The 24,805-nt window shown below is 43.5% G+C and carries 27 protein-coding genes; 24 read left to right on the plus strand and 3 right to left on the minus strand.

Annotated elements, in window-relative coordinates; translation table 11 throughout:
- Positions 1-79: 79 nt before the first annotated feature.
- The 10 genes from AC58VC_RS17575 to AC58VC_RS17620 all read left to right on the plus strand — a co-directional run bounded on the left by AC58VC_RS17575 (position 80) and on the right by AC58VC_RS17620 (position 6,952).
- Positions 80-292: a hypothetical protein gene (locus AC58VC_RS17575; protein ID WP_497370065.1), complete on the plus strand. Its 213-nt coding sequence runs from the start codon at positions 80-82 to the stop codon at positions 290-292.
- 347 nt (positions 293-639) lie between these two features.
- Entirely contained in the window at positions 640-1,446 is an 807-nt protein-coding gene (locus tag AC58VC_RS17580) for a class I SAM-dependent methyltransferase (protein ID WP_497370066.1), read from the plus strand.
- Positions 1,447-1,748: 302 nt separating this feature from the next.
- The gene (locus AC58VC_RS17585; RefSeq protein ID WP_497370068.1) at positions 1,749-2,297 is read left to right on the plus strand and encodes an HAD-IIIA family hydrolase; all 549 of its coding nucleotides are present in this window, start codon (positions 1,749-1,751) and stop codon (positions 2,295-2,297) included.
- Positions 2,298-2,469: 172 nt separating this feature from the next.
- Positions 2,470-2,928, plus strand: coding sequence for an NUDIX domain-containing protein (locus AC58VC_RS17590; RefSeq protein WP_497370069.1), 459 nt, complete (start codon positions 2,470-2,472; stop codon positions 2,926-2,928).
- Between the two features lie 167 nt (positions 2,929-3,095).
- Positions 3,096-3,557, plus strand: coding sequence for an NUDIX domain-containing protein (locus AC58VC_RS17595; protein ID WP_497370070.1), 462 nt, complete (start codon positions 3,096-3,098; stop codon positions 3,555-3,557).
- A gap of 61 nt (positions 3,558-3,618) precedes the next feature.
- The gene (locus AC58VC_RS17600; protein ID WP_497370071.1) at positions 3,619-3,957 is read left to right on the plus strand and encodes a hypothetical protein; all 339 of its coding nucleotides are present in this window, start codon (positions 3,619-3,621) and stop codon (positions 3,955-3,957) included.
- Between the two features lie 198 nt (positions 3,958-4,155).
- Positions 4,156-4,497, plus strand: a complete 342-nt coding sequence (locus tag AC58VC_RS17605) for a hypothetical protein (RefSeq protein ID WP_497370072.1) — start codon at positions 4,156-4,158, stop codon at positions 4,495-4,497.
- A complete protein-coding gene (locus AC58VC_RS17610; RefSeq protein WP_497370073.1) occupies positions 4,466-4,753 on the plus strand; it encodes a hypothetical protein in 288 nt (95 codons plus the stop codon). The genes AC58VC_RS17605 and AC58VC_RS17610 overlap by 32 nt, the downstream gene beginning before the upstream one ends.
- Before the next feature lie 165 nt (positions 4,754-4,918).
- A complete protein-coding gene (locus AC58VC_RS17615) occupies positions 4,919-6,112 on the plus strand; it encodes an acyl-CoA dehydrogenase family protein (protein ID WP_497370074.1) in 1,194 nt (397 codons plus the stop codon).
- A gap of 144 nt (positions 6,113-6,256) precedes the next feature.
- Positions 6,257-6,952: a DUF421 domain-containing protein gene (locus AC58VC_RS17620; RefSeq protein WP_497370075.1), complete on the plus strand. Its 696-nt coding sequence runs from the start codon at positions 6,257-6,259 to the stop codon at positions 6,950-6,952.
- A gap of 79 nt (positions 6,953-7,031) precedes the next feature.
- Here AC58VC_RS17620 and AC58VC_RS17625 read toward each other — a convergent pair whose 3' ends face one another.
- Entirely contained in the window at positions 7,032-7,901 is an 870-nt protein-coding gene (locus AC58VC_RS17625; protein WP_497370076.1) for an SDR family oxidoreductase, read from the minus strand.
- A 263-nt stretch (positions 7,902-8,164) separates the two neighbouring features.
- Between AC58VC_RS17625 and AC58VC_RS17630 the strand changes: the two genes are divergently transcribed.
- The 14 genes from AC58VC_RS17630 to AC58VC_RS17695 all read left to right on the plus strand — a co-directional run bounded on the left by AC58VC_RS17630 (position 8,165) and on the right by AC58VC_RS17695 (position 20,995).
- Positions 8,165-9,169, plus strand: a complete 1,005-nt coding sequence (locus AC58VC_RS17630) for an ABC transporter substrate-binding protein (protein ID WP_497370078.1) — start codon at positions 8,165-8,167, stop codon at positions 9,167-9,169.
- A 191-nt stretch (positions 9,170-9,360) separates the two neighbouring features.
- The gene (locus AC58VC_RS17635; protein ID WP_497370079.1) at positions 9,361-11,670 is read left to right on the plus strand and encodes a helix-turn-helix domain-containing protein; all 2,310 of its coding nucleotides are present in this window, start codon (positions 9,361-9,363) and stop codon (positions 11,668-11,670) included.
- Positions 11,671-11,857: 187 nt separating this feature from the next.
- Complete coding sequence (locus AC58VC_RS17640) at positions 11,858-12,817, plus strand: ABC transporter permease (protein WP_497370080.1); 960 nt, start codon at positions 11,858-11,860, stop codon at positions 12,815-12,817.
- A gap of 15 nt (positions 12,818-12,832) precedes the next feature.
- A complete protein-coding gene (locus tag AC58VC_RS17645; protein ID WP_497370081.1) occupies positions 12,833-13,714 on the plus strand; it encodes a carbohydrate ABC transporter permease in 882 nt (293 codons plus the stop codon).
- A gap of 67 nt (positions 13,715-13,781) precedes the next feature.
- On the plus strand, positions 13,782-14,924 hold the full coding sequence (locus AC58VC_RS17650) for an enolase C-terminal domain-like protein (RefSeq protein ID WP_497370082.1): 1,143 nt from the start codon (positions 13,782-13,784) through the stop codon (positions 14,922-14,924).
- An 89-nt stretch (positions 14,925-15,013) separates the two neighbouring features.
- Positions 15,014-16,570, plus strand: coding sequence for an extracellular solute-binding protein (locus AC58VC_RS17655; RefSeq protein WP_497370084.1), 1,557 nt, complete (start codon positions 15,014-15,016; stop codon positions 16,568-16,570).
- Positions 16,571-16,675: 105 nt separating this feature from the next.
- Positions 16,676-17,527 carry an aldo/keto reductase gene (locus AC58VC_RS17660; RefSeq protein WP_497370085.1) on the plus strand — a complete coding sequence of 284 codons (852 nt, stop codon included), beginning with the start codon at positions 16,676-16,678 and terminating at the stop codon, positions 17,525-17,527.
- 164 nt (positions 17,528-17,691) lie between these two features.
- Complete coding sequence (locus AC58VC_RS17665) at positions 17,692-17,856, plus strand: aspartate/glutamate racemase family protein (RefSeq protein WP_497370087.1); 165 nt, start codon at positions 17,692-17,694, stop codon at positions 17,854-17,856.
- A gap of 37 nt (positions 17,857-17,893) precedes the next feature.
- The gene (locus AC58VC_RS17670) at positions 17,894-18,415 is read left to right on the plus strand and encodes a GrpB family protein (RefSeq protein ID WP_497370088.1); all 522 of its coding nucleotides are present in this window, start codon (positions 17,894-17,896) and stop codon (positions 18,413-18,415) included.
- Positions 18,416-18,509: 94 nt separating this feature from the next.
- Positions 18,510-19,073 carry an SF0329 family protein gene (locus AC58VC_RS17675; protein ID WP_497370089.1) on the plus strand — a complete coding sequence of 188 codons (564 nt, stop codon included), beginning with the start codon at positions 18,510-18,512 and terminating at the stop codon, positions 19,071-19,073.
- Positions 19,074-19,185: 112 nt separating this feature from the next.
- Positions 19,186-19,386: a cold-shock protein gene (locus AC58VC_RS17680; RefSeq protein WP_497370090.1), complete on the plus strand. Its 201-nt coding sequence runs from the start codon at positions 19,186-19,188 to the stop codon at positions 19,384-19,386.
- 133 nt (positions 19,387-19,519) lie between these two features.
- Positions 19,520-20,230, plus strand: coding sequence for a hypothetical protein (locus tag AC58VC_RS17685; protein ID WP_497370091.1), 711 nt, complete (start codon positions 19,520-19,522; stop codon positions 20,228-20,230).
- Positions 20,227-20,781, plus strand: coding sequence for an RNA polymerase sigma factor (locus AC58VC_RS17690; protein ID WP_497370093.1), 555 nt, complete (start codon positions 20,227-20,229; stop codon positions 20,779-20,781). Before AC58VC_RS17685 ends, AC58VC_RS17690 begins: the two co-directional genes overlap by 4 nt.
- The gene (locus tag AC58VC_RS17695; protein ID WP_497370094.1) at positions 20,774-20,995 is read left to right on the plus strand and encodes a hypothetical protein; all 222 of its coding nucleotides are present in this window, start codon (positions 20,774-20,776) and stop codon (positions 20,993-20,995) included. The genes AC58VC_RS17690 and AC58VC_RS17695 overlap by 8 nt, the downstream gene beginning before the upstream one ends.
- Positions 20,996-21,082: 87 nt before the next feature.
- Here AC58VC_RS17695 and AC58VC_RS17700 read toward each other — a convergent pair whose 3' ends face one another.
- Both AC58VC_RS17700 and AC58VC_RS17705 read right to left on the minus strand, forming a co-directional pair.
- Positions 21,083-21,640 carry a DUF420 domain-containing protein gene (locus AC58VC_RS17700; RefSeq protein WP_497370095.1) on the minus strand — a complete coding sequence of 186 codons (558 nt, stop codon included), beginning with the start codon at positions 21,638-21,640 and terminating at the stop codon, positions 21,083-21,085.
- Between the two features lie 198 nt (positions 21,641-21,838).
- Positions 21,839-24,748, minus strand: a complete 2,910-nt coding sequence (locus AC58VC_RS17705; RefSeq protein ID WP_497370097.1) for a family 78 glycoside hydrolase catalytic domain — start codon at positions 24,746-24,748, stop codon at positions 21,839-21,841.
- Positions 24,749-24,805: the final 57 nt, after the last annotated feature.

Genomic DNA, 24,805 nt, shown 5'->3' on the forward strand with positions numbered 1-24,805 from the left:
TGCTCTTCAGGGCCAAATTACAGGATATATACATTAACGCATCTGGGAGTCAAATGTTTCGCCAATTTATGGATCGAAATTGGGCCGTAGGAGTGCGCAAATTGGATATAGCATTGATGTAAATAGACAGTCTCTTACTGGTATTTGTGATGGAGATTGGCTTCAATCATGGCTTGTCATTGGATATGAAGATGAAACAGGGGATGATGAGGACAAATTCCCAGTTTATACCGCTATGCGCGTTGCAGGCTATTGGGAAACACACAAAATCGCAGTATCCCTAGTGCGTTAGGTTTTATAAAAGAACTTTCTGTTGGTCGGAAAAACCCCGTTGCATTGGAAAAAAACCAATACCAACTGAAGAGCAGTAACGGGTTTTAAAAACAATATCAGAGACTAATAAACATATTGATATGGAATTCTGGGAGACCTGGTTGAACTAAAGCAGAACCATAGTTCAATATCGAATAGGCTACCGTGAGGTCGCCTTGTCTTAAGTTACAGGGTTATCTTCTGTAAAAGGTTTATGAATAATAATGGAGAATTAATTTCCTGATCCCAAAAAACAGGAGAGTAAGGTACGGCAACCAATTGTTTTGTTGATTAATTCTTGAATTTTTTTGAAAGGGAGCGTTTCGCGTGGAAAATCAGAAAAATTTGTATGACCCAATGAAACATTCAGAATGGGTAACCCCTTATAGCGAGAAATGGTATACCCAACTAGGTACCGAAATCGGGGAATACAAATACCCTTGGAAGTCTGAAACTGATGAACCAACAGCGGCAATGGTATTTGCCAAAAAGTTATCGTCATACATAGGAAAAGAGTCTAGTATTCTTGATGTTGGGTATGGACACGGTGAATTTACATATCAATGGGCAACAAAGGCAAGAGAAGTTGTGGGAATCGATATAATAGAAGAGTTTATTCATACAGCGAATGAAAATAAACCGTCTGAATCAATTCAATTTTTGAGGGTAAATGCTGACACTAGATTACCATTCTCTGATAATTCTTTTGATTTAATCTATACCAAAAAAGGACCTTGGTTGTACCAGGAAGCCAATAGAATAACAAAACCAGGTGGTATTGTTATGGGTTTATATCATGGTGGAACAGGGGGGGCATTGAGAGACCTTTTCCCTGGCTTATTTCATCGATTACCTATTAATCCATTTGACCTTGAACTCATAGAAACAAAATATAATTTCAAGGAAAGCATTGGATTAACTGACTTTAATATCGAAGTGATTGAAGAAGTAGAGTTTTTAACACGGCCTGAAGATGTTTTAATAAAAAAATGCTTTGGACAGAACCAAATAGTTAAAGAAGTAGTTTGGCGAGAATGTTTAAAGGACGTAGAGGACATCTATCATAAAAATGCTTCACCAAGAGGTTTGAAAGTAATTAATTACCACCACATTGTAACCGCTAGAGTTATGTAACGTGTTGACGTTGGAACGAGTGATAGGTAATACCTGAAGGGCTGCAGCATTGCAGCCCTTCTCTTCACGAACGGTCAGTACAGCCTTGGTATAGAACAAAAACATTTTCAAAGAAACGAATTGGAAAACTTGTGAAGATAATTGGGAAAGCCTACTTACTAGATAAATTTTATGATGATTAGAATAGAAATATTTAGACATTTAGGGGAGCAGATCGCCGCGGCAATGCTAGTGGGGCAGGATAAATCGAATGATTTAGAGAATTACCCAATATATGTTAAGTACACATTAGGGGGATTCCTTTGAAAATTCAAGCTGTTTTTGTTGACCGTGATGGAACATTAGGTGGGAACGGTCACTTTATTCATCCTCAAGACTTTGAGTTATTCCCTTCATCTCTAGCAGCATTGCAATTATTAAAAGAACATGGAATTAAAATATTTGCCCTTACTAATCAACATAACATATCTAAGGGACTGGCGACAGAATTAGAATTTCAAAAAGAATTTGATAGTTATGGATTCGATGCAGCATATATATGTCCTCATGAGCCAGAAGAAGGCTGTGAGTGTCATAAACCACGACCTGGGATGCTCCAGAAGGCTGCTGCTGATCATGAACTAGACCTGACACATTGCGCTGTTATTGGCGATGTGGGTTCAACAGATATGCTGGCAGCTGCTGCAGTAGGAGCCAAAAGAATTCTAGTAAAGACAGGCTGGGGTAAACAGTCTTTGGAAAAACACCGTCACAAATGGTACGAGCAAGCATCACCAGATTTTATTGCGAAGGACCTATTAGATGCAGTAAACTGGTTAGTTAGTAACATTTACAAACAAGAGCAGGTATGACTCGCTAAGCCAATGCAGAACGATAGCTAAAAAGTGAAGGGCTACCGAGTAACAGCCCTTTACCCCGTTAACTGGCAGACTACCTCAACAGTCTCACTTCCTGAGAGGACTTTTCATGAAAGCCAAGAATACTTAACTTAGCTATAACTAACTAAGTAGGGAGTTACAGTAAATGAGGATTGTTGTAACCGGAGGAGCGATTATAAGAGATAGTAAGGGTAGGATTTTATTGCAGAAGAGATCCGATTATGGCGATTGGGGATTACCAGGCGGAGGCATGAATCCAGGTGAGACTATCCAAGAGACAATGATTCGCGAAGTTATTGAGGAAACAGGATTGTCTGTTAAGGATTGTGAATTTTACGCAGTATATAGCGGACCTAGGATGGAATATATTTACCCTGATGGAAACAAAGTTGTTTTCGTCATGTTTCTCTTCAATGCTTGGACTGATTGCAATGAGCATTTATCTGAAGATGGGGATACTTTAAAATTTCAAGACGGACTATGCGAATCGCTGAAATTGCAGTTCTGGAATATTGACGATATTTCACTAGATCAAATAAACAAAGTTCAAAGACCAGTCTTTGAAGATTTGCTTAGTGGGAAAACAAATATACTTAGATTTTAAACACCCATTTGTTGAGCTAATTGGGAACGTTATTTAAATAGGGATCACTAGCTGCATCGCAGTAGTCAGACGATCCCGATTTTGTTGAAGTAACGAGCAGGATAGTTTACATAGATAACGAATACCTCAGAGGAAATAAAAACTAAATTCGACGGAGTTTACTAAAAATGTATATCCAAGAACTAAGAAAACTTGTAGGTAATTTCCCATTAATACTAGTTCGACCAACTATAATTTTGTATAACTCACAAGGGGAAATCTTATTAGTTAAACATAACGACAACTCATGGGGACTTCCAGGTGGACTATTAGAACCTGGGGAATCAGTTGAAGAATCAATAAGAAGGGAATTACTAGAGGAACTTGAAATTAATATCGAGGAGATGCTCTATTATAACGTATTTTCCGGTCAGAGATTTTATCAAAGAACTAATTCAGGAACAGAAACACATTACATAGCAATTACTTATGTTTCGAATCAATATAGTGGAACAATTAGACCAGATCAGAATGAAATAATAGAATATAAGTTCTATAAATCAAATGAATTGCCTGAAAAGACAATGGAAATGATCCAAATAATTATTCAAGATTTTGCTAGTTCGCAATATTTTAAGAGCAATAATTGAAATAGATAATTGTGCTAAGGGAAATAAAGTTGAACAAATAAAGGATGTGGGAGATGAGTAAATGCTGAAAGCAAATGAGCAAATAAGCATGTCAGGCTCTGAATTAATAGAGGTGCTTAAAGAGATTGAGTTAATTATGACATCATTACACAAGATGGGTTCTTATTATGCTATAAAATATCAAGAAGGAGAGTTGAAGCAAGACAATTCGGAATATGAAAAGGAAACCAGCCGTTTCATTGATGAAAGGAAGGTAACGAATAGGCTTGCTAAAGTTAGAGGTATGTTATCCGAAAAGTTTGATAACACATTAGGTAACGATGATATGGATGATATAGAAAGAGCTATGGATGGGTTAAAATACTGGAGTAAAGCAGGAGATGCTCCAGACGACATCTAGTCGTTAAACAGCTATCAATTCAACTAACGGAAACTATAGTTCAATATCAAAAGGGCTGCCGCGAGGCAGCCCTTAATTCAAGTAACGGCAGATTTACACAACAAAGTGGGGAGGATAGCACCAAAAGGAATATGGTAAAGAACGAAGAATATGTTCAAATTAAGATCGGCGTTTGCAAGAAAGTAGGTGGGGATAAATATGAAATCCAATTTTCAAGATCTAGGTCTTTCTATTAGTATGGGTCCAAACCTAAGAAGTGAAGTTGAGAGGCAATTATTAAGTGACTTGAAAAATTATCATATAATTATTGATAAGCTTCGGTTTGATTGGTCAGACAGTTGCGTTGAAGGAAATAACTTAAATTATTTAGATGGTTCATTGGATAGGTATTCAGATATTATGCTTTATAATGCTGAGAATGTCTTAGTAGCCGATGGCTGGATGGATTTTTTATATGATAAGGATATTAAATTCAAGGATATCATCACAACAAATATAGGAGGGAAAAATGGGACACATTTGTCCAGTATGTGGTTATGATGAATTAGAAAAGCATCCTTATGATGAAAAAGGTAATGAATCATTTGAAGTATGCGTATGCTGTGCTTTTGAGTTTGGCGTTGATGATATGCTATATACCTTTGAAACATACCGCAAGGAATGGCTATCTCATGGTGCGAAATGGTTGTTACAAGCTACTAAGCATAGTGATAACTGGAAAGCAGATGAACAACTAAAGAATATTGAAAAAATCAAACCAATGTACATTCCATACAATCGGCCACCAAAGCCCTAAGCTAGCGTAAGAATAATAGCTGAATATACATACAACATGGAGCTGCCCTTTATTTTACCTGAATTTCTTAAGTTTAGGTCTCTAATATTTTCAGTTTAATAGCAAGCATATACTCGATATAATTCCGAGTATTCTAATATATTTTCAAGCAGAGGAGAGAGAGAAATGACTGAGAGCATAGGAACAGATATATATATTCGTAATGAACGAGAGGCAAAGATTGCGCAACGATCTGATCGATTAGCCGCTCGCTTCGCGAATCGTTCGGCACATCATGATACAGAGGGAAGCTTTCCGTTCGCCAATTTCGCGGATCTTCGTGAAGCAGGCTACTTGCAGTTGACAGTACCGTGGGCTTACGGCGGAGAGGAAGCGTCGCTATACGAATTGGTACTTGCACAGGAACGACTCGCGCGAGGCGATGGTTCAACAACGCTTGCGGTGGGCTGGCACGTTGGTTTGCTGCATCAGCTTCGCTTTACGAATGCTTGGCCGGAAACGTTGTATGCACGTTTTTGCCGAGAGTCGGTGGAAACAGGTGCGTTGATTAATCATTTGGCGACGGAACGGGCAACAGGGAGTCCGAGTCGGGGGGGAAGACCGGAAACGAAGGCCGTTGCGACAGAGGGCGGATGGCTGCTGAGTGGACGGAAAACCTACAGTACGCTGAGTCCGATACTCACATGTTTTACTGTTTCGGCGGCGATTGAGGGCACGGAGGAAACCGGGGAGTTTTTTGTACGTTCCGGATCAGGCGTACGTGTAGAAGAAACATGGAACACACTTGGTATGCGCGCTACGGGGAGCCACGATGTGGTGCTTGAAGACGTATTCGTGCCAGATGATCAGCTTGTTCATCGTTCGGGAGCACCACGCGAGGAGCGCAGACCCGACGAAGGTGGCTGGCTATTGCATATTCCCGCTTGTTATATCGGGATTGCACATGCGGCTAGAAGCTTTGCGATTAACTTCGCGCAGCAGTATCGACCGAACAGCTTGACCACACCGATAGCTGAATTACCGAATATTCGGCGTCAAATCGGCGAAATGGAAATCGCGCTTGTAACGGCGCGCACGGTGCTTTACTCGGTTGCGGATCGCTGGGACCGGGAACCTGAGCGGCGCAAAGCGCTAAAGCCGGAGCTGGGCTTGGCCAAACATGTGGCCACGAATCAAGCTATCTCGATTGTAGATACAGCGATGCGTATCGTCGGTGCTGCGAGTTTGTCACGCAGTTTACCACTGGAGAGAATGTACCGCGACGTGCGGGCAGGACTGCATAATCCGCCGATGGACGACATCGTGGTTAACGGATTGGCGCAGAGAGCTTTGGATGAAGTGAAACTTACGAATACATAAAAGCCGATGGCAAGGGGATGTAAATTAAGCCACGGTTTGATAAGAAAGTGTCTTCCAATAAAAATAAAAGCTCTAAAGGATTTTACAAATGATGATCTTACTCGGATGATATTACAAAAATTGGCTCCAAAGGGAGAGATGAAGGTGGATTCCAATCTTTATGTAAGTATCGGTGTCAAGCTTACAGTCGCTTTGATAGGTCTATTGATCATGACCAGACTATTGGGGAAAAAAGAGATCTCCCAATTGACCGCTTTTGATTTCGTTTCCTCTTTAATGCTCAGTGAACTGGTCGGCAATACGATTTATGATGATAATATTCATCTTAGCCATCTACTTTTTGCACTGGTTATCTGGACGCTTCTAGCGCTGGGGTTGGAGAAGTTTATCGCCCGATTCCCCAGACTGTCCCGTTATGCGGCGGGAACGCCCGATCTGATTATCCGGGACGGTGTGGTTGATTTCAAGGCTATGAAGCGCAACAATCTTGATTTCGCCCAATTGGGCATGCTGCTTCGGGAAAATAATATTTTCTCGCTGCGCGAAGTGTCCTATGCCTTGTTCGAAACGAATGGCAGCATCAGCGTGCTGCGCCAGAAGGAACCGGAAGAGATCAGCGGCAATGCAAAAGACCAGCAGGGCAGCGTCAGCCTTCCCGCCTACATCATTGAAAACGGCAACATCAATGAAGATACATTGAAGCGCTTCGGGCGAGACAGGATTTGGGTGGACCAGCTTCTGCAGCTTAGCGGAATTCCGCATTATGAGCACGTACTTTTCGCGGAATGGTCAGATTCGAGTGGTTTGTATTATCAGCTTAAGGAAGTAAAAAAAGTCTAGCCCAAAAAACCTGGCCGTAGTTCCATTAGCCAGGTTTTTTTGTGCATCAAGCGGGAATGGGGGCAAGTAGCCGCACCGCTTATCCGTTAACGATCGTACCGCCGTTCACATGGAGCACCTGACCGGCCATATAAGACGAATCTTCGCTGGCTAGGAAGACGTAGCTTGCGGCAAGCTCGCTTGGTTGACCAGCGCGTTTCATCGGCGTTGCCGCACCAAAGGCAGCAACTTCCTGCTCCGAGAACGTAGAAGGAATGAGCGGTGTCCAGATGGGGCCGGGCGCTACCGCGTTGACACGAATGCCTTTGGCATGTAGCTGAAGCGATAGCGAGCGGGTGAATGTCACGATCGCTCCTTTCGTGGCAGAATAATCAAGCAGCTGCTCATGCCCGTGATATGCCGTGATCGAAGCCGTGTTGATGATGGCGCTTCCGGCTTTCAAATGCTTGATGGCTGCTTTCGTTAAGTAAAAGAAAGAGAAGATGTTCGTGCGAAATGTCCTCTCGAGCTGCTCGCTTGTAATATCCTCAATGCTTTCCTGCGGGTGCTGCTCGGCGGCATTGTTCACGAGAATGTCGAGCTTGCCGAACTCTTGCACCACTTGATTAATCATTTGCTGGCAAAAGCTTTCGTCACCGATATCGCCTGCGACATGCAGGCATTTGCGACCGGCATTCTCGACGTGACGCTTGGTTTCCTCTGCATCGCCATGCTCGCTCAGGTAGACAAGTACGACGTCTGCGCCTTCCTTCGCATAGGCGAGCGCAATGGCGCGGCCGATGCCGCTGTCGCCTCCAGTGATTAGCGCGACTTTGTCCTTCAACTTGCCGGCAGCCTTGTAGGCGGTATTGTCAAACTCGGGCTGCGGGTTCATTTGCGATTCGATGCCTGGTTGCTGATTCTGATGCTGGGGAGGGAAAACAGGTTTCGGTTGTATTGTCGTTGCCATGTTTAAGGGCTCCTTCCATGCTAAACAAATTTTTTAGTCAGGTTCGTGCAAGGCCGGTGCATCATACTTCAATCAGTACGGTTACCCATACATGTACTTATAACCAAACTTTACCTATAACGAAACAGTGACCAAAGTTCAAATACGGCATGAAGGCGGCCGGCACACGATCGCTGCATGACATACAAAAGAATTGCCAAGCTACAAAGTACATGTTATATTGATAACGATTATCAATATCAATAAACAGGAGTGGAATTACATTGAAATTAAAAAGAAATATAGGATCTTCTACTTTATTTGTATTGACCTTGATACTGACCTTGCTATTGGCCGCATGCGGTCAAACTGGCGGTACGGCAGAGAAGGGGGCAACTTCAACAGCTGCCTCATTGCCTTCTCCAGCTAGTACCCCGACTTCATCTGGTAAAGATGAGATGGTCACGTTCCATGCTGGTAATGGGGACGTTCAAGTACCTAAGAATCCTAAAAGAATTGTGGATACGACTGCTTTTTACACGGGATATTTTTTGTCACTCGGAGTTAAGCCGGTTGGTATTTTGGATAATGCAATGACTAATCCATACTTTAAAGGGATGTTAGATGGCGTAGAAAACTTGGGCAAAGACGTTACGCCTGAGAAGATTCTTTCACTGAACCCTGATCTGATTATCGTATACACCGGTACAGAAGGCATTGATAAGCTAGAGCAAATTGCGCCAGTCGTTGCTATTGAATTTGGGAAAAAGAATTATAAAGATCAGATGCTGGATTTCGGTAAACTGACTGGGAAAGACAAAGAGGCAAAGGCATGGGTTGAACAGTGGGGGAAAAAAATTAACGAGTTGAAACCGCAGGTTCAAGCTGCTGTTGGCAACAAGACTGTTTCTATTCTGAACCCATATGCCAAGGGGCTGTATGTATTTGGTCACAATTACGGCCGCGGAGGAGAGATTATTTATGGCGAGTTTGGCCTGAAGGCACCGCCAGAAGGACAGAAGGCAGCCATTGACAGTGGAACGGGGTGGGCCTCCATCTCCTTGGAGAAACTTCCCGAATTTTCTGGGGATATTATTTTTACTTGCCCATGGTCAGGTGACACAAGTAATCCCCAAATCGTATATGACAATTCCCTCTGGAAAGGTCTACCTGCGGTTAAGGCAGGCAATGTCTTTCAGTTAGATCCCAAAGGGGATACTTACAATGACCCTGTAACACTGGAAGCACAGCTAAATTTCATATCTAAAAGTCTACTGTCTGTGAAATAATTGTTTTATCCATGTTCTGGTCAAGAAAGCCGCATAAATTGCGGCTTTCTTGTTGTTTTGGTTTTGATTAATAAAGTAGTAGATAGCTGAACTGTTGGAGGAATATTTGCATAAGTGACGAATTATTAAATTAATGTGTAGGTTATTAAATTCGGACGGTGAGGTGTGAAGAAAAACGGATGAATAAGCAAATGAGTAAAAGCAGAGGAACTATATTTTGGAAAAATTTGGGCATTGTACTGCTGATTACTTGCATTCCTATTGCTTTTATAGGCGTCATTATTTATTATATCGGAACCGATCGGATTGAAACCGAAGTGAACAAGGCTCATCAGAATCAGCTGCATTCATCGATCCAGCAATTAAATGATTATTTGGCCAATCTGGAGCATTCTGTTGTGCGACTTGCCTTCGACCGGAGTTTGGACGAGACACTGAAGCAGCTGGATTTCGTTCAGGAGTTCCAAAAAACAAACGAACTTATGAAATCGTTTTCACTAATAACCGAATCGAATTCCCTTATTAACAGTGTAAGCCTGTACTTGCGTAATTCAGATAAGATCATCGGAGATGAGGCTGGGTTTGAATCTGTCCGAACAGATGAGGACCGAAACCTGTTGAATTCGCTACTTGATAAAGAGCGAACGATCTATTGGAATTATTCTTTAAAAAAGATTAATATGCCGGACTCGATAAATAAAGCGATCATTATTAAGCTTCCAGGTGGACAAATGTATGGTAACTTCGGGATGTTCATTATTTACTTGGATCAAAATAAATTAAACACAATGGTTCAGAAGCTTGTTTCAGGAGAAGGAGTCGCTTTTCTTTTTAATGAAAATGGAGACTATTTAACGACTCTGCCAAGTCATGAAGATAGTCAAGAGTCGCTGACCCTGGAAGATGCATTAAAAAGCCAAATTATCATGGAAAATGCCAATGAGAATATGTTCAAATTCGACTGGCATCATAAAAAGTATAACGTATCGTACGGGAAGATTTCCAAGTTAGGTAGTAATTGGACGGTTGTCTCTGCCACGCCTGTGTCGCAAATCATAGCGCCAGTTACTTCCTTGTCCACTCTTATTCTTTGGATTAGTGTGTTTGGATTGACAATTGGGTTGATGCTTTCATGGTTCGCTTCCAACAAAATATATGATCCCATCTATCGGTTAAAGTGTCTTTTTGAAAATTCTAGGGCTAACAGGTCGAACGAGAAAAATGAAATTACGTATATCGAGCATCAATGGAAGCTGCAGCTTCAAGTAGAGCAAGACCTTTCTATTCAGATTAAGCAGTCCATACCTGCGCTCCGGGAGAGCTTCTTACTGCAATTTTTGCAAGGTAATTTGTACACGCACACGGAATCCGAGCTTATTCAGAAATTAAAGCAGCTTGATTGGGATGTTGCATATAAAAGGTTTGCCATTATGGTCGCACAGTTTCACGGTATTTCCGAATCAGGTGGAAAATTCTCGGAACGGGATGCTCAGTTGGTCACTTTCGCGGCCTCTAATATTATTAAAGAGCTAAGCACTGAGAAAGCAAATATGGTTCATATCATTAACTTTCAGGACTTATCCATTGGTGTATTATTCGTTCTAGATCCAACCAGCTCGAATGAAGCGATTAAAGCGAATTTCAACAAACTTGCCCACGACTACATCGTGGCGATCAATAATGTTCTGCGTTTAAAGGTTACGATTGTGACGAGCAAAATATCCGATACGATAGAGGACATACCCAAGATTCTGGAGGAGACGCGAAAAGCACTGCGGTTTCGTGATCACCATACGTCAAATCAAGTGTTGGATATGAGTCAGTTCATGTTGACGAATACGAGTCAGAATCATTTCCCTTTTGAGCTGGAAAGAGAGATTGTGCATACGGTCAGTATGGGACTTGAAGATGAGGCAATGCGTCTCATCAAACAATTCATGCTTGAATTGCAAAGCAATAACAGCGCTGAATTAATGGTTCACCAAGGTATGATGAAACTGCTCGGAACCATCCATAATGCGATTATCAAGCACGAAGTGAACCTTTTCGCCTTATATGGCGGGGTTCATCTCTATGAGCAACTTATGCAGTTGTCCGAGCCTGACCAAATCGTGGAGTGGTTCCAATATAAGCTGATACGGCCCTTTGTCAAAACGTTAACAATAACCTACGATAGCAATCTAAGAGAAATCATAGATAATCTGCTTTTGCAAATGCAGAAGGACATCTTACTGGATGTTTCCCTTGAAATGTATGCGGATCAGTTGCAGATGAGCGCTTCCAAACTAAGCAAAGCGTTCAGGCAAATCAACGGAATCAATTTTATCGATACGATGGTTCGAATGAGAATAGAGAAATGTAAGGAGCTGCTAGTTACAACGGATATGAAAATCAATGATATCGCGGAGCAATTGCACTATCAACCGTCCTACCTGATCCGAATGTTTAAAAAGAGCGAGGACATTACTCCCCGGCAGTATCGGGAAAAGCATACGCAATAGTTGCTATTTAAAAGCCCTTCCTCCTGTCTGAAGGGTTTTTTTGTTCATTTTTGTTCATTTCAAAAAAAGACGATAGCCGGAAATTTTTCGAGACATAGTAATAATTTATTAGTATTGCGCTCATTAAGCTTGTGCTTTAAATTTAGGCCATCAGCTGATCACTAGCAATGTAAGGGAGGATTGGTACATGGATATCCAAGTGACGAAGGCAAAGCAGCGACAACTTATTCAAAGAAAGGCAAAGACTTCATTGTGGTCCGAATTCAAACGTGACAAGTATCTATATTTATTGGTTCTTCCAGGAATCCTGTATTTTCTTATTTTCAAATATTACCCGATGTGGGGGCTGGTTATAGCCTTTCAGGATTATTCACCTTATTTGGGAGTTTTGAAAAGCACTTGGGTAGGTTTTGAAAATTTTGTTCGGTTTTTTACAAATCCCAGTTTCTTTCTATTGTTTCGTAATACCATGATGATTAGCCTATTGAGTCTGGTCTTTTTCTTTCCACTTCCTATCCTATTGTCACTTTGCATGAATGAAGTGACCAACAAATATTTTAAACGCGTTATACAATCGGTTGTCTACTTACCGCATTTTCTTTCGTGGGTCATTATCGCAGGGATTACCTTTCTATTACTTTCGCAATCGAATGGGATTGTGAATATGCTGCTCGAGCATGCAGGTTTTTCCAAAATTGATTTTTTGACGAACGAGAATTACTTCTGGGGTCTGCTTACGGGTCAAAATATTTGGAAAGACACGGGCTGGGGAACGATTATTTTCCTCGCAGCCATTACAGGCATTGACTCGCAACTTTATGAAGCAGCGAAGATCGATGGGGCCAACCGGATTAGACAAATGTGGCATATTACACTACCAGGTATCCGTAATGTCATCATTATCCTTTTAATTCTGCGCTTAGGGCAAATCATGGATGTTGGTTTTGAACAGGTATTTTTGATGACCAATGGCGCAGTAGCAAACGTTGCCGACGTCTTCGAAACCTATGTGTATCGAAATGGGATCCAGCAAGGACAATTCAGCTATACGACAGCGGCAGGTTTGTTTAAATCCGTTATTGGACTTGTCCTTGTTGTTGGGGCTAACTGGTTGGCCAAACGCTTCGGCGAAGAGGGTGTGTACTAAAAAGGAGGGAATGCAATGAGGGAAAGCCTTGGAGACCGTATATTTGGTATGGCGAATGTCCTGCTGCTTGTTGTAATTGGCATTATTACGTTATTTCCCTTGTATTACGTATTCATCGTTTCCTTTACGGAACCAAGTGAATACATAGAGAAATATGGCTTTGTCCTGTTCCCCAGCAAATGGAGTGTGGGTGCTTATGAATACTTGCTTTCTACATCCGCTTTCATTCGTGCAACCGGAGTCAGCGCTTTTCTAGCTACGGTGGGAACTATGTTAAGCCTCATGGTAACATCTGCCTTCTCATTCGGACTTTCTCGCAAAAGACTGCGTGGAAGGAAAGCCATGATGATCATGGTCATGTTTACGATCCTTTTTAATCCGGGAATTATCCCTACTTATTTATTGGTCCGCGATTTGGGTCTCATTAACAGTGTGTGGGCGTTGATTGTCCCCGTGTTGACCAGCGGCTGGTATGTGATATTGATGAAAAGTTTCTTTGACAGCATTCCTGTAGAGCTGGAAGAAGCGGCAATGATTGATGGGTGTAATGACCTAAGCATCTTTTTCCGAATTATTTTACCGCTTTCTGTCGCATCGCTCGCCGCATTCGGGTTATTTTATGCAGTGGCCTACTGGAATACGTTCTTTAGTGCCGTACTGTATATTAATGATTTTACAAAGGTGCCTTTACAAATTGTACTGCGCAACATGCTCATTGACTCCGATACTTCAGTCGGCGGAGCAGTAGCGGTAGAGATGGCTTCGGATAAGCAGCTGCCTACTCAAACGATCAAGATGGCCGCAGTTGTCGTGTCAACGATTCCCATTTTGATGGTATACCCATTTTTGCAAAAGCATTTTACAAAAGGTGTTATGTTAGGCTCTGTTAAAGGATAATCAGAACTGATTCATCCAGCAGGCTTGTCAAACAAATAAATAGGATCGTAAAGGAGACTAGAGTAGAATGATTAACTTTTCTGACTTGGAAAAAAATTGGCGTATTGAGAAAATCGAGCAGGTGATTATGAAAGGTGAACGCAGGAGACTGGCTGGCTGCAATGCAAGGCTTGGTGTACATGGAAAAGAAGTAAGCTTTCCTCTGGTTCGAATTACGATTGGGGGCATCGTGGGTTACAGTTGGTCACGCATCTCTCGGGAAGCAGCCGAAGCCATGATCGGAGCTTCGGTAAGCGATATATTTTGTGAGGAACAATGGATTAAAGACCGTTTTGAAAGCATTCAATTCCCACTGTTTGATTGGCTTGCAAAGGTAAGAGAAATTCCAGTGTATAAACTATTGAGCGATAAAAAGTGGACATCTCCATTAACTGTTCCTTGCTACGACACATCCTTGTATTTCGACGATCTGCATCTAAGTTCTGAACAGGACGCGGTCAAACTGCTTCAGGAAGAAGCCATGGAAGGATATAACGAAGGTTTCCGCGGTTTCAAAATTAAAGTAGGCCGTGGCGCCATGCATATGGATTTAATGGAAGGCACCAAAAGAGATATTGCTATTGTTAACGGGATTAGGGATGCAGTTGGTTCCCAATGTAACATTTCGATTGACGCGAACAATGGGTACAATTTGAACTTGACCAAACATGTATTGAAAGAAACAGCACAGTCTAATTTGTTGTGGATAGAGGAAGCTTTTCACGAAGATGATAGGCTCTACCGCAATTTGAAGGAGTGGCTGCGCGAGGAGAAATTGAATGTGCTGATCACAGACGGTGAAGGGTTAGCTGCCGGTCCGATTGTGGAGTGGGCGGAACAAGGCTTGATCGATGCTATTCAGTATGATTTGAAGGACTATGGCATTGTGAATTGGTTGAAATTAGCCAAAAGATTGGCGAAAAGCGGCGTAAAAGCAGCACCACACAATTACGGTGGTTTTTACGGTAACTTCGCTTCAGCTCAGGTATATCCGGCCATCGAAGGGTTCATGTTTGTTGAATGGGATGAGGCACAAATTCCGGGTATCGACACTTCAGGTTATATCATTAAGGAGGGTAAAATCTCTGTGCCTTCGACCCCTGGCTTCGGTTTACATATTGACGATGCTTATTATGAAAGCAAAGTTAGTGAAAGTGGCTGGACAGTGTAACGCACGGTATGAAAGCTCCGATTATGTAAGCGCAATCTAGGCAAGGTGAACCGGTCTAACCACTAAATTTATGGGAGATGAGTTAAAAAATGAAAAACGGTGAAACCAAATTGTTAAAGAAACAAAAAGCGCTTCTCGTTTTATCTACGATCGTTGTATCCTTTTCCCTTACAGCAGCCTGCTCCTCATCGCCCTCTTCGGCCCCGGCGAAGGATGGAGTAACGACTGCGAACGAAGAGACCAAAGCGCCAGCGAAGCCTACCGAGATTAAAATCATGACGGACTTCACGATAACCCAGCCTCCGGGAGCGGATAATCCGGTTCTGAAAGAATTCGAGAAAAGAACGAATACGAAGCTGACAGTGCAATGGATTCCGGGGAGTGATTATGCGGACCGCGTTAATGTGGCACTGGCTGCCGGCGATATTGCGGATTTGATTAAAATTCCGGATATCACTACAGCTTTATTCCGTCAAATGGTGAAGCAGGGAGCATTCTGGGATTTGACGCCTTATATCAAAGATTATCCGAACCTTGTGGCCATTAATCCAAAAACGTGGAGCAATACCAAAATTGATGGCAAAAGTTATGCAATTCCTGCTGGGCGGCCTTTGGATGGAGGCGGATTCTTCGACATTCGTAAAGATTGGCTAGATAAGCTTGGGCTTAAGATGCCGACCAATATGGATGAGCTTTATACGGTGATGAAAGCGTTTAAGGATAATGCGCCGGATGGTAAGAAGGATACGATCGGGTACACGATGCGAGGATCAGCAACCATAGACGAAGTATTCTTAGGGACAGTTGGCATGTGGAAAGCCGTTGACGGTAAGCTGGTTAATATGTATCTTGAACCGGAAATGAAAGAGTCACTCCTCTACCAACGCAAATTGTACCAAGAAGGATTAATTCCGCAGGACTTTCCGGTTTTGAAAGAAAATCAATATTGGGAACTCGCTACAAGTGGTAGAGCCGGGATCACGAATGAAACTCCGGAGGCGCTATTTAGATATACAATGGACCAATGGAAGAAAGACCCGAAGGTAGAGTGGACGCCGATGATCTCCCTAGCTCCAAAAGCGGGAGGCAAAGCTTACGTGCCCCAAAGTACAGGTATGAATGGTGTACTGGCTATACCGAAATCTGTACCGGAAGAGAAGATGAAGGCCATTTTAAAATTCGTTAATTACGGTTCCGGCGGTGAAGGGCTGGATTTAACATTGTACGGTATTAAAGATGTTCATTATACGCTTACGGATGGTTTAAAAGTGTCTAATGATAAAGCGGTGGCGGACAGCGTAGGAACTGCAACGTGGGGGAAAATGTTCAGTACGCCTGTCGTTGATTTGTGGCAGTATGCGGCTGGCATGCCCAAAGAGATTTATCAGAGAAACATGAAAATCACAGAAGAAAGAGCAAAGATTTCCATTGGTAATCCAGCGATTGGTCTTGTTTCTAATACAGATATCAAGATGGGTGCCGACTACAAGAAAAAAATCGCTGACATGAAAACACAAGTCATCATTGGGAAAATTACAATGGAAGATTGGGATAAATATATTGAAACGCTTAAGAAGGATGCAAACTACCAAAAGATTACGGAAGAATTCAATGTCGAGTACCAAAATCGGCTAGCTCAAAAGTAAAATGTAACCAAAAGAATTTTATATGTACTAGAGGTAAGGGATTTCCTTGCCTCTTTATTTTTTAACAAACGTTGGGAATAAACATTTCAAAGGAGTGTGAAACACATGGAATATGTAGAATTTGGAAAAACGGGAGTAATGGTAAGTCGGATAGGCTTTGGCGGTGCTCCAGCGGGATTAAGGAATTATTTGGGGGAATACAATCCGGATTTGCCGGAGAACAATAACCAAATTATTGGAGCAATCGACGCCGCTCTAGAAGCAGGCATTAATTATTTCGATACAGCACCTGGATATGGAAGCGGTAAAAGCGAAGAGCTGATTGGATGCGCCTTGAAGGGCAGCCGAAATTCTGTTTTTTTGGCAAGCAAGGCCAAAATTTGTCATCCCGATGAACTGCGGCGATCCCTAGAACAGAGTTTGAAGCGTCTGCAGACAGACCACTTGGACTTTTTTCAGCTTCACGGTACCAGTTATACGGATCAAGATGTACAGCAAGTTTTTCATGGCGGGGTATTGGAGCAAATGATGCAATTCAAAGCTGAGGGCTTGGTTCGTTTTATCGGCTTTACCAGTGAAGATTCGAACCGAGCTGTTTATGATTTCATCGCGTGTGGGCAGTTTGATATCATGCAGATTTGTTACAATGTATTCATGCAGCATCCGTATGATCCGAACAGACCCTTTGGAAGCCTACTTGAAGCGGAGAAAGCGGGTCTGGGTATTGCTGTTATGCGAGCGTTTACTTCGGGGGTTTTTCAACGTTGGATGGCGATGGTTCATCCAGAAAACAATTTTGATTATACCCAAGCGTTAATCCAGTTTGTGCTATCTAATCCTCATGTCGATGTCGCCTTAATCGGTATGCGAAATGCCGAGGAAGTCAAGAAGAATGCTGCCATTTGCGAGAATCTTTCGGGAAGGGTCGATATTAGGCAAATGTTCACTTACTATTGAGATCTTTATTAATCTTGGAAAATCATTGACGGCAGCCGTGGCTGCCGTCTTCTAGTAAAGTCGGCCTATCGCTGCAATTGAATGCAGTATGTGCGAAAATAGATTAAATAACAATTAGAGGTGCTTAATTCGATGAAAACAATAGGTCTTATTGGTGGAATGAGTTGGGAGTTATTAAAGGTCTTAAAGAATTAGGGGCAGAAGCCGTTATTCTTGGATGTACAGAGATTACGATACTCCTATCACAAGATGATAGTAGTATCCCAGTCTATGATACAACAAGGATTCATGCAGAATATGCTGTTGATTACGCTTTAAGAGAAATATAGTCAGTAATAACATGTTGTTACTTTCAGGAGGATTAGGATGGGTACCAGTCTAATAGTAACTGAATATGACCCTAGTTGGATTCAAATGTTTCAACAGTTACGAGAATTTGTTCATCCTGTTTTAAGCGATTTTGTAGTCACAATAGATCACGTTGGCAGTACATCCGTTCCAGGATTAGCAGCGAAGCCGATTGTAGATATCGACGTGGTGGTGTCTACGCAATCGGATGTCCTTAAGGCTATTCAAAGGCTAGCCACCATTGGCTATGTTCATGAAGGCGATTTAGGAACTGCGGGACGAGAGGCTTTTATTCCTCCAACTGATGTAACTTGGCATCACCTATACGTCTGTACCATGGATAACTCCGAATATAAGCGTCATATCCTCTTTCGAGATTATTTAAGAAATCATCCAGAGGATGCCAAAAAATATGGCGACTTAAAGTTGGAACTCGCACAACGATTCCCAAATGACCGTCTTGCCTACACGAATGCTAAGGGCGCTTTTGTGAAAGAGATACTACAACGTGCGATAGTTCAAAATAAGGAATGGGTTTAAGGTTGTTTTTGATCAATGTGGAGGTTATTGTATTATGGATAGAAGAACGAGTGCCTCAACGGGGGTTTTATATTATAAAACATAGGAGAATGAAATGGCCTGGAGCAAATTGAAACAAAATCTGGAAAGTTTCCTCAGTCCTGCGCTGTATGGAAGGGTTGAATACCTTTCAAGCAGCTACCGCTATTTACCAGATAAAGCAGGACTTTGTTATATTGCTGTAGATAAAAAGAACATACTCAATATGAGTGATACCTTAATCAGATGGTATCAAAACGAGTTGGAAATTAAGAATGATCCAGATATCCAGATTCCTATCAACAATGATGAAATTGAAGCGGTCAGAAAAGGTACCAAAGGCAGTGTTCCGGAGGATCGTTTAAAAGTAATAGCAAGAAGTAGAAAAATAGCGGAATATGCAAAGGAGCTTTTGTCAGCACAATCATCATTAAGTAAATCAAATTTTATCGTTATAGCTACCAAGTTTTTATCCATTTCTATAGAGGAAAGCCTAGAGAGTAATGATATCTTATTGAATATTCTAGCTTTGATTGACAGGCGAGTTGGAAAAAAACGAATTCTAAACATGACCGAGAAGATGAAGTTAAAGCATCCAATTGTACAGTATTTTTTCGAACTACGACTTCGTACATTATGAAAAATAACTATTTTATAAGACAAATTCCAACAGATTTTGCGTCTTATTTGAGATATACTAGCGAAATAGTCCGGATTTGTTGGGGCATTTAAACTTTGGAGGTTATATACAAATGGAAACAGGTACTGTCAAATGGTTTAATGCGGAAAAAGGTTTTGGCTTCATTCAAAGGGAAACGGGCGATGATGTATTCGTTCATTTTTCTGCTATTCAAGGTGATGGCTTCAAATCTTTGGACGAAGGGCAACGCGTTGAATTCAATGTTGTTAAAGGCCAACGTGGACCTCAAGCGGAGAATGTCGTAAAACTGTAATACGGACATCCAAGCCTGTTCTTGACTATATGTCAAGAGCAGGCTTTTTATTTTGCACGAGATCCCAACACTTGAAGAAGTCGTGCGTTTATCTAGATGTAGAACAATTCGCTAGCGATTGGAGGAGCATGCAATGGATGAGGTAAAAGGAATGGGGACCAAGATCGAGAATTTGGGTATGTTAAATTTAATCGATATGAAGCCGGATGATTTGGCAGCCGTGATGCGGATTCAAAACATCGGTGTTATTATCGCTCCAGAAGCGTTGATTGGAACCTTGATGAGAATTCCGCAGAGAAACGTCGGAATGACGGTGACAATTCCGCCGACATCAGGGAAAATTAAACAGCTGACCGGGCAACTGACAGTGGATGGTGAAGCGTTTGCAAACCGCTCGGGTTCTCCCGAAGACACGCTCGTCATTGCCGGCCAGATCATCATCACCTCCGAGATCAAAGAAGTCGGATTCAAAGAGGTGATTGTAGCCGGACAAATTGTCGCTCCCAAAAAAGTGGAGAGTGCATTGGTAGGTGCGGTATCACGACTCAACGGCCAAATCGTGTATTATACGGGGGAAACGCCCAGACTGTTCATTGGGAATGATACGTTCTCGAAGGCTTTCTTTGAACTTATCGACTACCCGATGACGATGATCCTTATCGGGAATTTTGAATTCGGCTCGGATATCGATATGACCATACTTAAACAGAAAGTTCCTGAACTAGTCGTGATAGGCGAACTGAGAGCTCCGAAGGAGCTCGTTCCGCTGCTTCAACTCCTAGCTGTCGTTAAATTAGGTGACATTGTGGGGATAGAGGATGCAGCAGCCCAAAGTGAGCGATGAGGAAGGACTTGTTTCACGATGTATACGTCGCCTATTCTCGGCAGGTCTATTCGTATCTGCTGGGACGCACTGGGAGTAGAGATGCCGCTGCGGATCTGCTGCAGGACATATACCTGCGGATATGGAACCGGATGGAGGCTCTTGAACGAATCCCCGAAGCGCAGCGTATCTACTGGATCTTCTCCATTGCGGCCAATCGGGTGAAAGATTACTACCGGAAGTCTTCGAACCAGAAGAAAGCGGAGGAAGGGCTGCGCGTCCAGAACAATGGGAAAAGTGCTGTGATTGGGGATCTCTCTCAGCTGATTGCTGGCCGCGAGCGGTATCGCGAGCTTGAGTCGGCCCTAGCCGGGCTTCCGGAGGAGCTTCGCTACATCCTGCTGATGAAAGTCGTCGGGGAGATGAACAGCAGACTGATTGGAGAAGCGCTCGGGATGCCAGCAGGTACGGTACGCTATAAAATATCACAGGCTCGGGCACTTCTTGCCACAAGGATGGGACTTCAAAAGAACGAATTGGCTGCGGTGGAAGGGAGTAAATCGAATGAATGAGGAGTTCAAGGATTTGATTCTTTCCACTGATACAGATGACTGGTTAAATCAGCTGCTAACGGAGTGGTCGCTCGAGGTCCAATTGTCCCAAAAAGAAGCGGATGAGCTGTACGAGAGAATCTTCGTCATTTCCGATGAATTGGGATATGACTGGTGGCGTCAATTAGCCGTGGGCAGCTCCTTCCAACTATGGAATACCTTTCGGGCAATCTAATAAAACTTGACCCCCTTTAACATATAAACTTGAGACCCGCAGCCCGTTGCTGTGGGTCTCTTTTTTGTTATCGGTCTTCGATTCCCCTTAATAATACGGTTCCATGATTAGGAACACGACAACCCCGGTTAAGCTGACATATAGCCAGATTGGCATCGTCCAACGGACAATTCTACGATGTTTATGCAACTGGTTAGTCCATCCCCATACGAGAGAGAACAAGGCGAGCGGCACGATGATAGCGGCCAGAATGCTGTGAGAGATCAGAATGAAGAAATAAATCGGCCGGATAATGCCTTCGCCACCGAACTTCGCCGTCTCCGAAGACATGTAATGGAACGTTAAGTAGGAGACAAGGAACAAAAGTGTAGAAGAGAAAGCAGCGAGAATGAACCCTTTGTGAAGCTTTACGTTCTTCCGTAGGATCGCGATCAACGCGGCTAGCAGGAAGATGAAGGTGAAGCTGTTCAACAACCCATTGATTCTTGGAAAGATGGTAAGGTCGAACTCGATCTCCCCCTTGTAGCCAATCGGTGAGAAGAACAAGAGTAAAATAACGATATTTGCGACCAATGAGATGGTGAGGATGGCAGCTGTATAATTTTTGTTGCCAGCTTGCCGTGGTGTATGGTAGTTTTCGCTCATTTAAATCGAAGATCTCCTTTCCTAACACATGGTAATGGCTTCATTATAAGCGAGTTTTGTCCAACAGCAATCAGACGTTGATGTCCAAATAGCGAAATCTTATTGACGATTTATCGTCTTCAAATAAACTATCAGAAACAAGCCCTAACGATCTAATCGCTAGGGCTGATCTTATCAATCATTGATGTAAATTTAGTGTCATCCAAGTTCAATTAATTCTACAACTGCCTCATAACCGGGAGGTGGGACGATGGAGAGATCCAAATCCTTTGGCGCCTCGATTCTGATGTGCAGCTTATTATTTAGCCGATCCGCACGCCATGAAACGTCGACTCTGCCGCCTCGAGGGAGCGGGACTGTTCCTCTTGCCCATGAAAGGTCTGCGATTTGCGGCTCAATCATGACTTTTGACCAGCCTTCGTTCAGACCTCGGACTCCTAGGACGAAAGCGCCGAGGAAATATCCGGGACCAGCTGACCAGGCATGGCAATGGCTGCGCGTCAGCATATTCGGATGGGGACGTTCTTCCGGCGGTTTGGGATACATTTCCCAGCATGTCGTTGCATCGTTGTCAATCATTTGTCCATACTGCAAACGCATATCCTCCAGCATAATGTCGAATCTGCCGAGTTTAGCGAGCGCCTCATAATAAAAGAATGACATGAATGCGCTGCCGATTTGCACGAAATCACAAGGTGGAGCAGCAATATATGCTTTCAGTCGGCTTAAGCGGTCTCCGTCCGCAATGCCGCACAAATAAGCGACTGTTTGCGTCTGCATGCTGAATATCTTCGACACTTCGCCATCGCTATGGATGCAGTCTAAATAGGCTTGGCGATCTTCTGACCAAAGAAATGCATTGATAGCCTCTTTCAAACGGTCGGCGCAGGACGTGTACCGTTCGGCGATTTTCACATCGAACCCCTCCGTAAGCAGCGCAGCAGAGCGCAACGCCTGGACGAAAAACATGTTTTGATGGGTGACAACGCCATCACGAGGTTGATCAATTGGAGCCCAGTCAAGCAAGTTCCAACCTTTCATATTTAATAGGCCATTTGCATCAAGCCTTTCCAGGTAATGATCAAGCGTATTACGGACATGAGGCCATATTTGTTCGGCGAATTGTTTGTCACCCGTGTATTGGTAAAGTTCGAGACAGGCGATCGCCCAGAAGAAGGTCCAGTTCGGAATGACGCTGTTCCATCCGCTTGGGACCTGGTCCGCATACAAGGGAGATTGAAATTGCGAGCCGGGGACGAGACGCAAACACCGTTTTACGATCGCATCGTCGCCGAACACATAATAGTTCACAAGCGCTTCATTACGGGCATCGCCTACCCAAAAGGCTTGTTCAAATGCAGGGCAATCGACAAACGTATCTTCCATGCAAAGACGCGTCGTATGTTTACTGATTTCCCAAATTTCGCCTAGCAGCGGGTCGGAGCATTGAAAGCGGCCGATTTCCGCAACGGCGTAGTTGCTCTGCAGCACAGAGACGTAATGAAGCTTGACTGGCGCGTCGGCATTCCGAATCACGACCATTAAATAGCGGAATCCTCTCCGAATCGGGGACGAATACGTCTGACGGCCTTCCCGGCATACGTAGCGCATCGTGTTATCAAGTTCGTAAGTATGCTGGATCCATCCGTCTCTCATGTACTCGAAGCCGTAAAAGTCGATGATGGTATTTGCCGTTGCTTCCGCCTCGAATTCAATGTACCCGGAATACTCCTTACCAAAATCGATAATCAGTTCAGTGTGCTCACCTGGATAAATGGGAACGGTAGCGGCTGTTTGGTTGGCGATGACCGCATTTTGCAGGGCATATGGAACCGGCAGCTGTACCGAATGTTTTTTCCATACGCACCCACTGAAAACATCATCACTGCTGACGTATCTGTTATCGACCTCTTTGACCCAAGCTTCGAATTCGCTGAGTTCGGCTGCACGTGCGATGCCTTTGGCTCGTAAGTAGTCCGGATGGGACGAATTGATCTGGCGTTCGGGCTTGTGATCAATGATTTCGATATGATCGAAAGGGCCAATGGTTGCAAATGTCGACCGAGAGCCCGCACTGTCAGGTCGATGTTCAAGCGGGGAGACAACTTCAAACCAATCGTCGCTATCGATTGCAAAATGGAAAGCATGTCCGTGAGTCGTTCCTTGTACATCCATCATGAAAAAGTTGTCCCCTTGAGCCAATTGAATGTCCAAGTACCGTTCAGGGCTACTACCATGAAATGCTTCTTCGCCATACCAAACTCCGTTAAGGCTGCAGGGCCCGAACAGACGTCCGTTGTCGACGATTCCGATTGTAGCGCGAATCGGATTCTTCGTACGGATCACGGTGGATAAATACCCGCAAAACCGTACATTGTTGGCGTGGTTTTCGCTGTCAGGAACGAAATGATTGCGCAGGTCGAGTGCCACTCCCCATGATCTTGGCTTCACCCTGCTCAAACGTTCGATACGGACAGGATATATGCGTTCTTCGGTCAACGGGGGAATATCACGTTCAACAAGCTGAGTCCATGGCAACATGCCTGCCGAGCCGATAACAGATGAGGGCTCCCAGCCCGCGCCTTCCAAGCCCGAACTCGTCCAGGAATCATCCCAATTCCTTGCATCCATTACTTCGGTAAACGGAAGCTGACAGGAAATTCGGGAGGAGCAGGTGTCGTAACCGGCATGAATAGCCGTTGACCAAGTGGAATCGGTTGCAAGAATGACGTTGTGCTCGTTTCGAGCGGTCTGTTCAACTTGAGCCAGAACGCCCCCGCGGCCGCGTAAATATTGAAACGTGGGGACCCCATAATGCATGACCATCACTGCGATTGTGTTGTCTGATTCTGTATGAAGCAGATGACCGATTTCGTATTCGTCGTACGCGAGTTCAAACGGCCAAGAACGAACAGGACCGCGTCCGATTTGGGCCCCATTAACAAATAAAACATACCGGGAATCTGCTGTAATTTTGATACGGACTTCTCCCTGGATAGGTTCTCCACGAAGTTGAAATTGCTTGCGAAAGCACCGCCATTCGTTCCGTGGACTTTCTTCTCCTCCAGACCAGATCCATTGGGCTTGCCACTGCTTGTTGTTTGCCATTAATGAAATAACCTCCAGATGCAATTTTCTTATATGTAGTATAAACTAGGAATCAAC

The sequence above is a fragment of the Paenibacillus sp. J22R67 genome (assembly GCF_059692175.1).

Coding starts and splice junctions, on each gene's coding strand:
- AC58VC_RS17625 (WP_497370076.1), bottom strand. CDS start 7,901: ATGGCAACGACAATACAACCGAAACCTGTTTTCCCTCCCCAGCATCAG.
- AC58VC_RS17705 (WP_497370097.1), bottom strand. CDS start 24,748: ATGGCAAACAACAAGCAGTGGCAAGCCCAATGGATCTGGTCTGGAGGA.
- AC58VC_RS17595 (WP_497370070.1), top strand. CDS start 3,096: ATGTATATCCAAGAACTAAGAAAACTTGTAGGTAATTTCCCATTAATA.
- AC58VC_RS17695 (WP_497370094.1), top strand. CDS start 20,774: ATGAATGAGGAGTTCAAGGATTTGATTCTTTCCACTGATACAGATGAC.
- AC58VC_RS17655 (WP_497370084.1), top strand. CDS start 15,014: ATGAAAAACGGTGAAACCAAATTGTTAAAGAAACAAAAAGCGCTTCTC.
- AC58VC_RS17690 (WP_497370093.1), top strand. CDS start 20,227: ATGAGGAAGGACTTGTTTCACGATGTATACGTCGCCTATTCTCGGCAG.
- AC58VC_RS17700 (WP_497370095.1), bottom strand. CDS start 21,640: ATGAGCGAAAACTACCATACACCACGGCAAGCTGGCAACAAAAATTAT.
- AC58VC_RS17675 (WP_497370089.1), top strand. CDS start 18,510: ATGGCCTGGAGCAAATTGAAACAAAATCTGGAAAGTTTCCTCAGTCCT.
- AC58VC_RS17590 (WP_497370069.1), top strand. CDS start 2,470: ATGAGGATTGTTGTAACCGGAGGAGCGATTATAAGAGATAGTAAGGGT.
- AC58VC_RS17640 (WP_497370080.1), top strand. CDS start 11,858: ATGGATATCCAAGTGACGAAGGCAAAGCAGCGACAACTTATTCAAAGA.
- AC58VC_RS17645 (WP_497370081.1), top strand. CDS start 12,833: ATGAGGGAAAGCCTTGGAGACCGTATATTTGGTATGGCGAATGTCCTG.
- AC58VC_RS17605 (WP_497370072.1), top strand. CDS start 4,156: ATGAAATCCAATTTTCAAGATCTAGGTCTTTCTATTAGTATGGGTCCA.
- AC58VC_RS17685 (WP_497370091.1), top strand. CDS start 19,520: ATGGATGAGGTAAAAGGAATGGGGACCAAGATCGAGAATTTGGGTATG.
- AC58VC_RS17600 (WP_497370071.1), top strand. CDS start 3,619: ATGCTGAAAGCAAATGAGCAAATAAGCATGTCAGGCTCTGAATTAATA.
- AC58VC_RS17635 (WP_497370079.1), top strand. CDS start 9,361: ATGAGTAAAAGCAGAGGAACTATATTTTGGAAAAATTTGGGCATTGTA.
- AC58VC_RS17650 (WP_497370082.1), top strand. CDS start 13,782: ATGATTAACTTTTCTGACTTGGAAAAAAATTGGCGTATTGAGAAAATC.
- AC58VC_RS17670 (WP_497370088.1), top strand. CDS start 17,894: ATGGGTACCAGTCTAATAGTAACTGAATATGACCCTAGTTGGATTCAA.
- AC58VC_RS17680 (WP_497370090.1), top strand. CDS start 19,186: ATGGAAACAGGTACTGTCAAATGGTTTAATGCGGAAAAAGGTTTTGGC.
- AC58VC_RS17615 (WP_497370074.1), top strand. CDS start 4,919: ATGACTGAGAGCATAGGAACAGATATATATATTCGTAATGAACGAGAG.
- AC58VC_RS17610 (WP_497370073.1), top strand. CDS start 4,466: ATGGGACACATTTGTCCAGTATGTGGTTATGATGAATTAGAAAAGCAT.
- AC58VC_RS17660 (WP_497370085.1), top strand. CDS start 16,676: ATGGAATATGTAGAATTTGGAAAAACGGGAGTAATGGTAAGTCGGATA.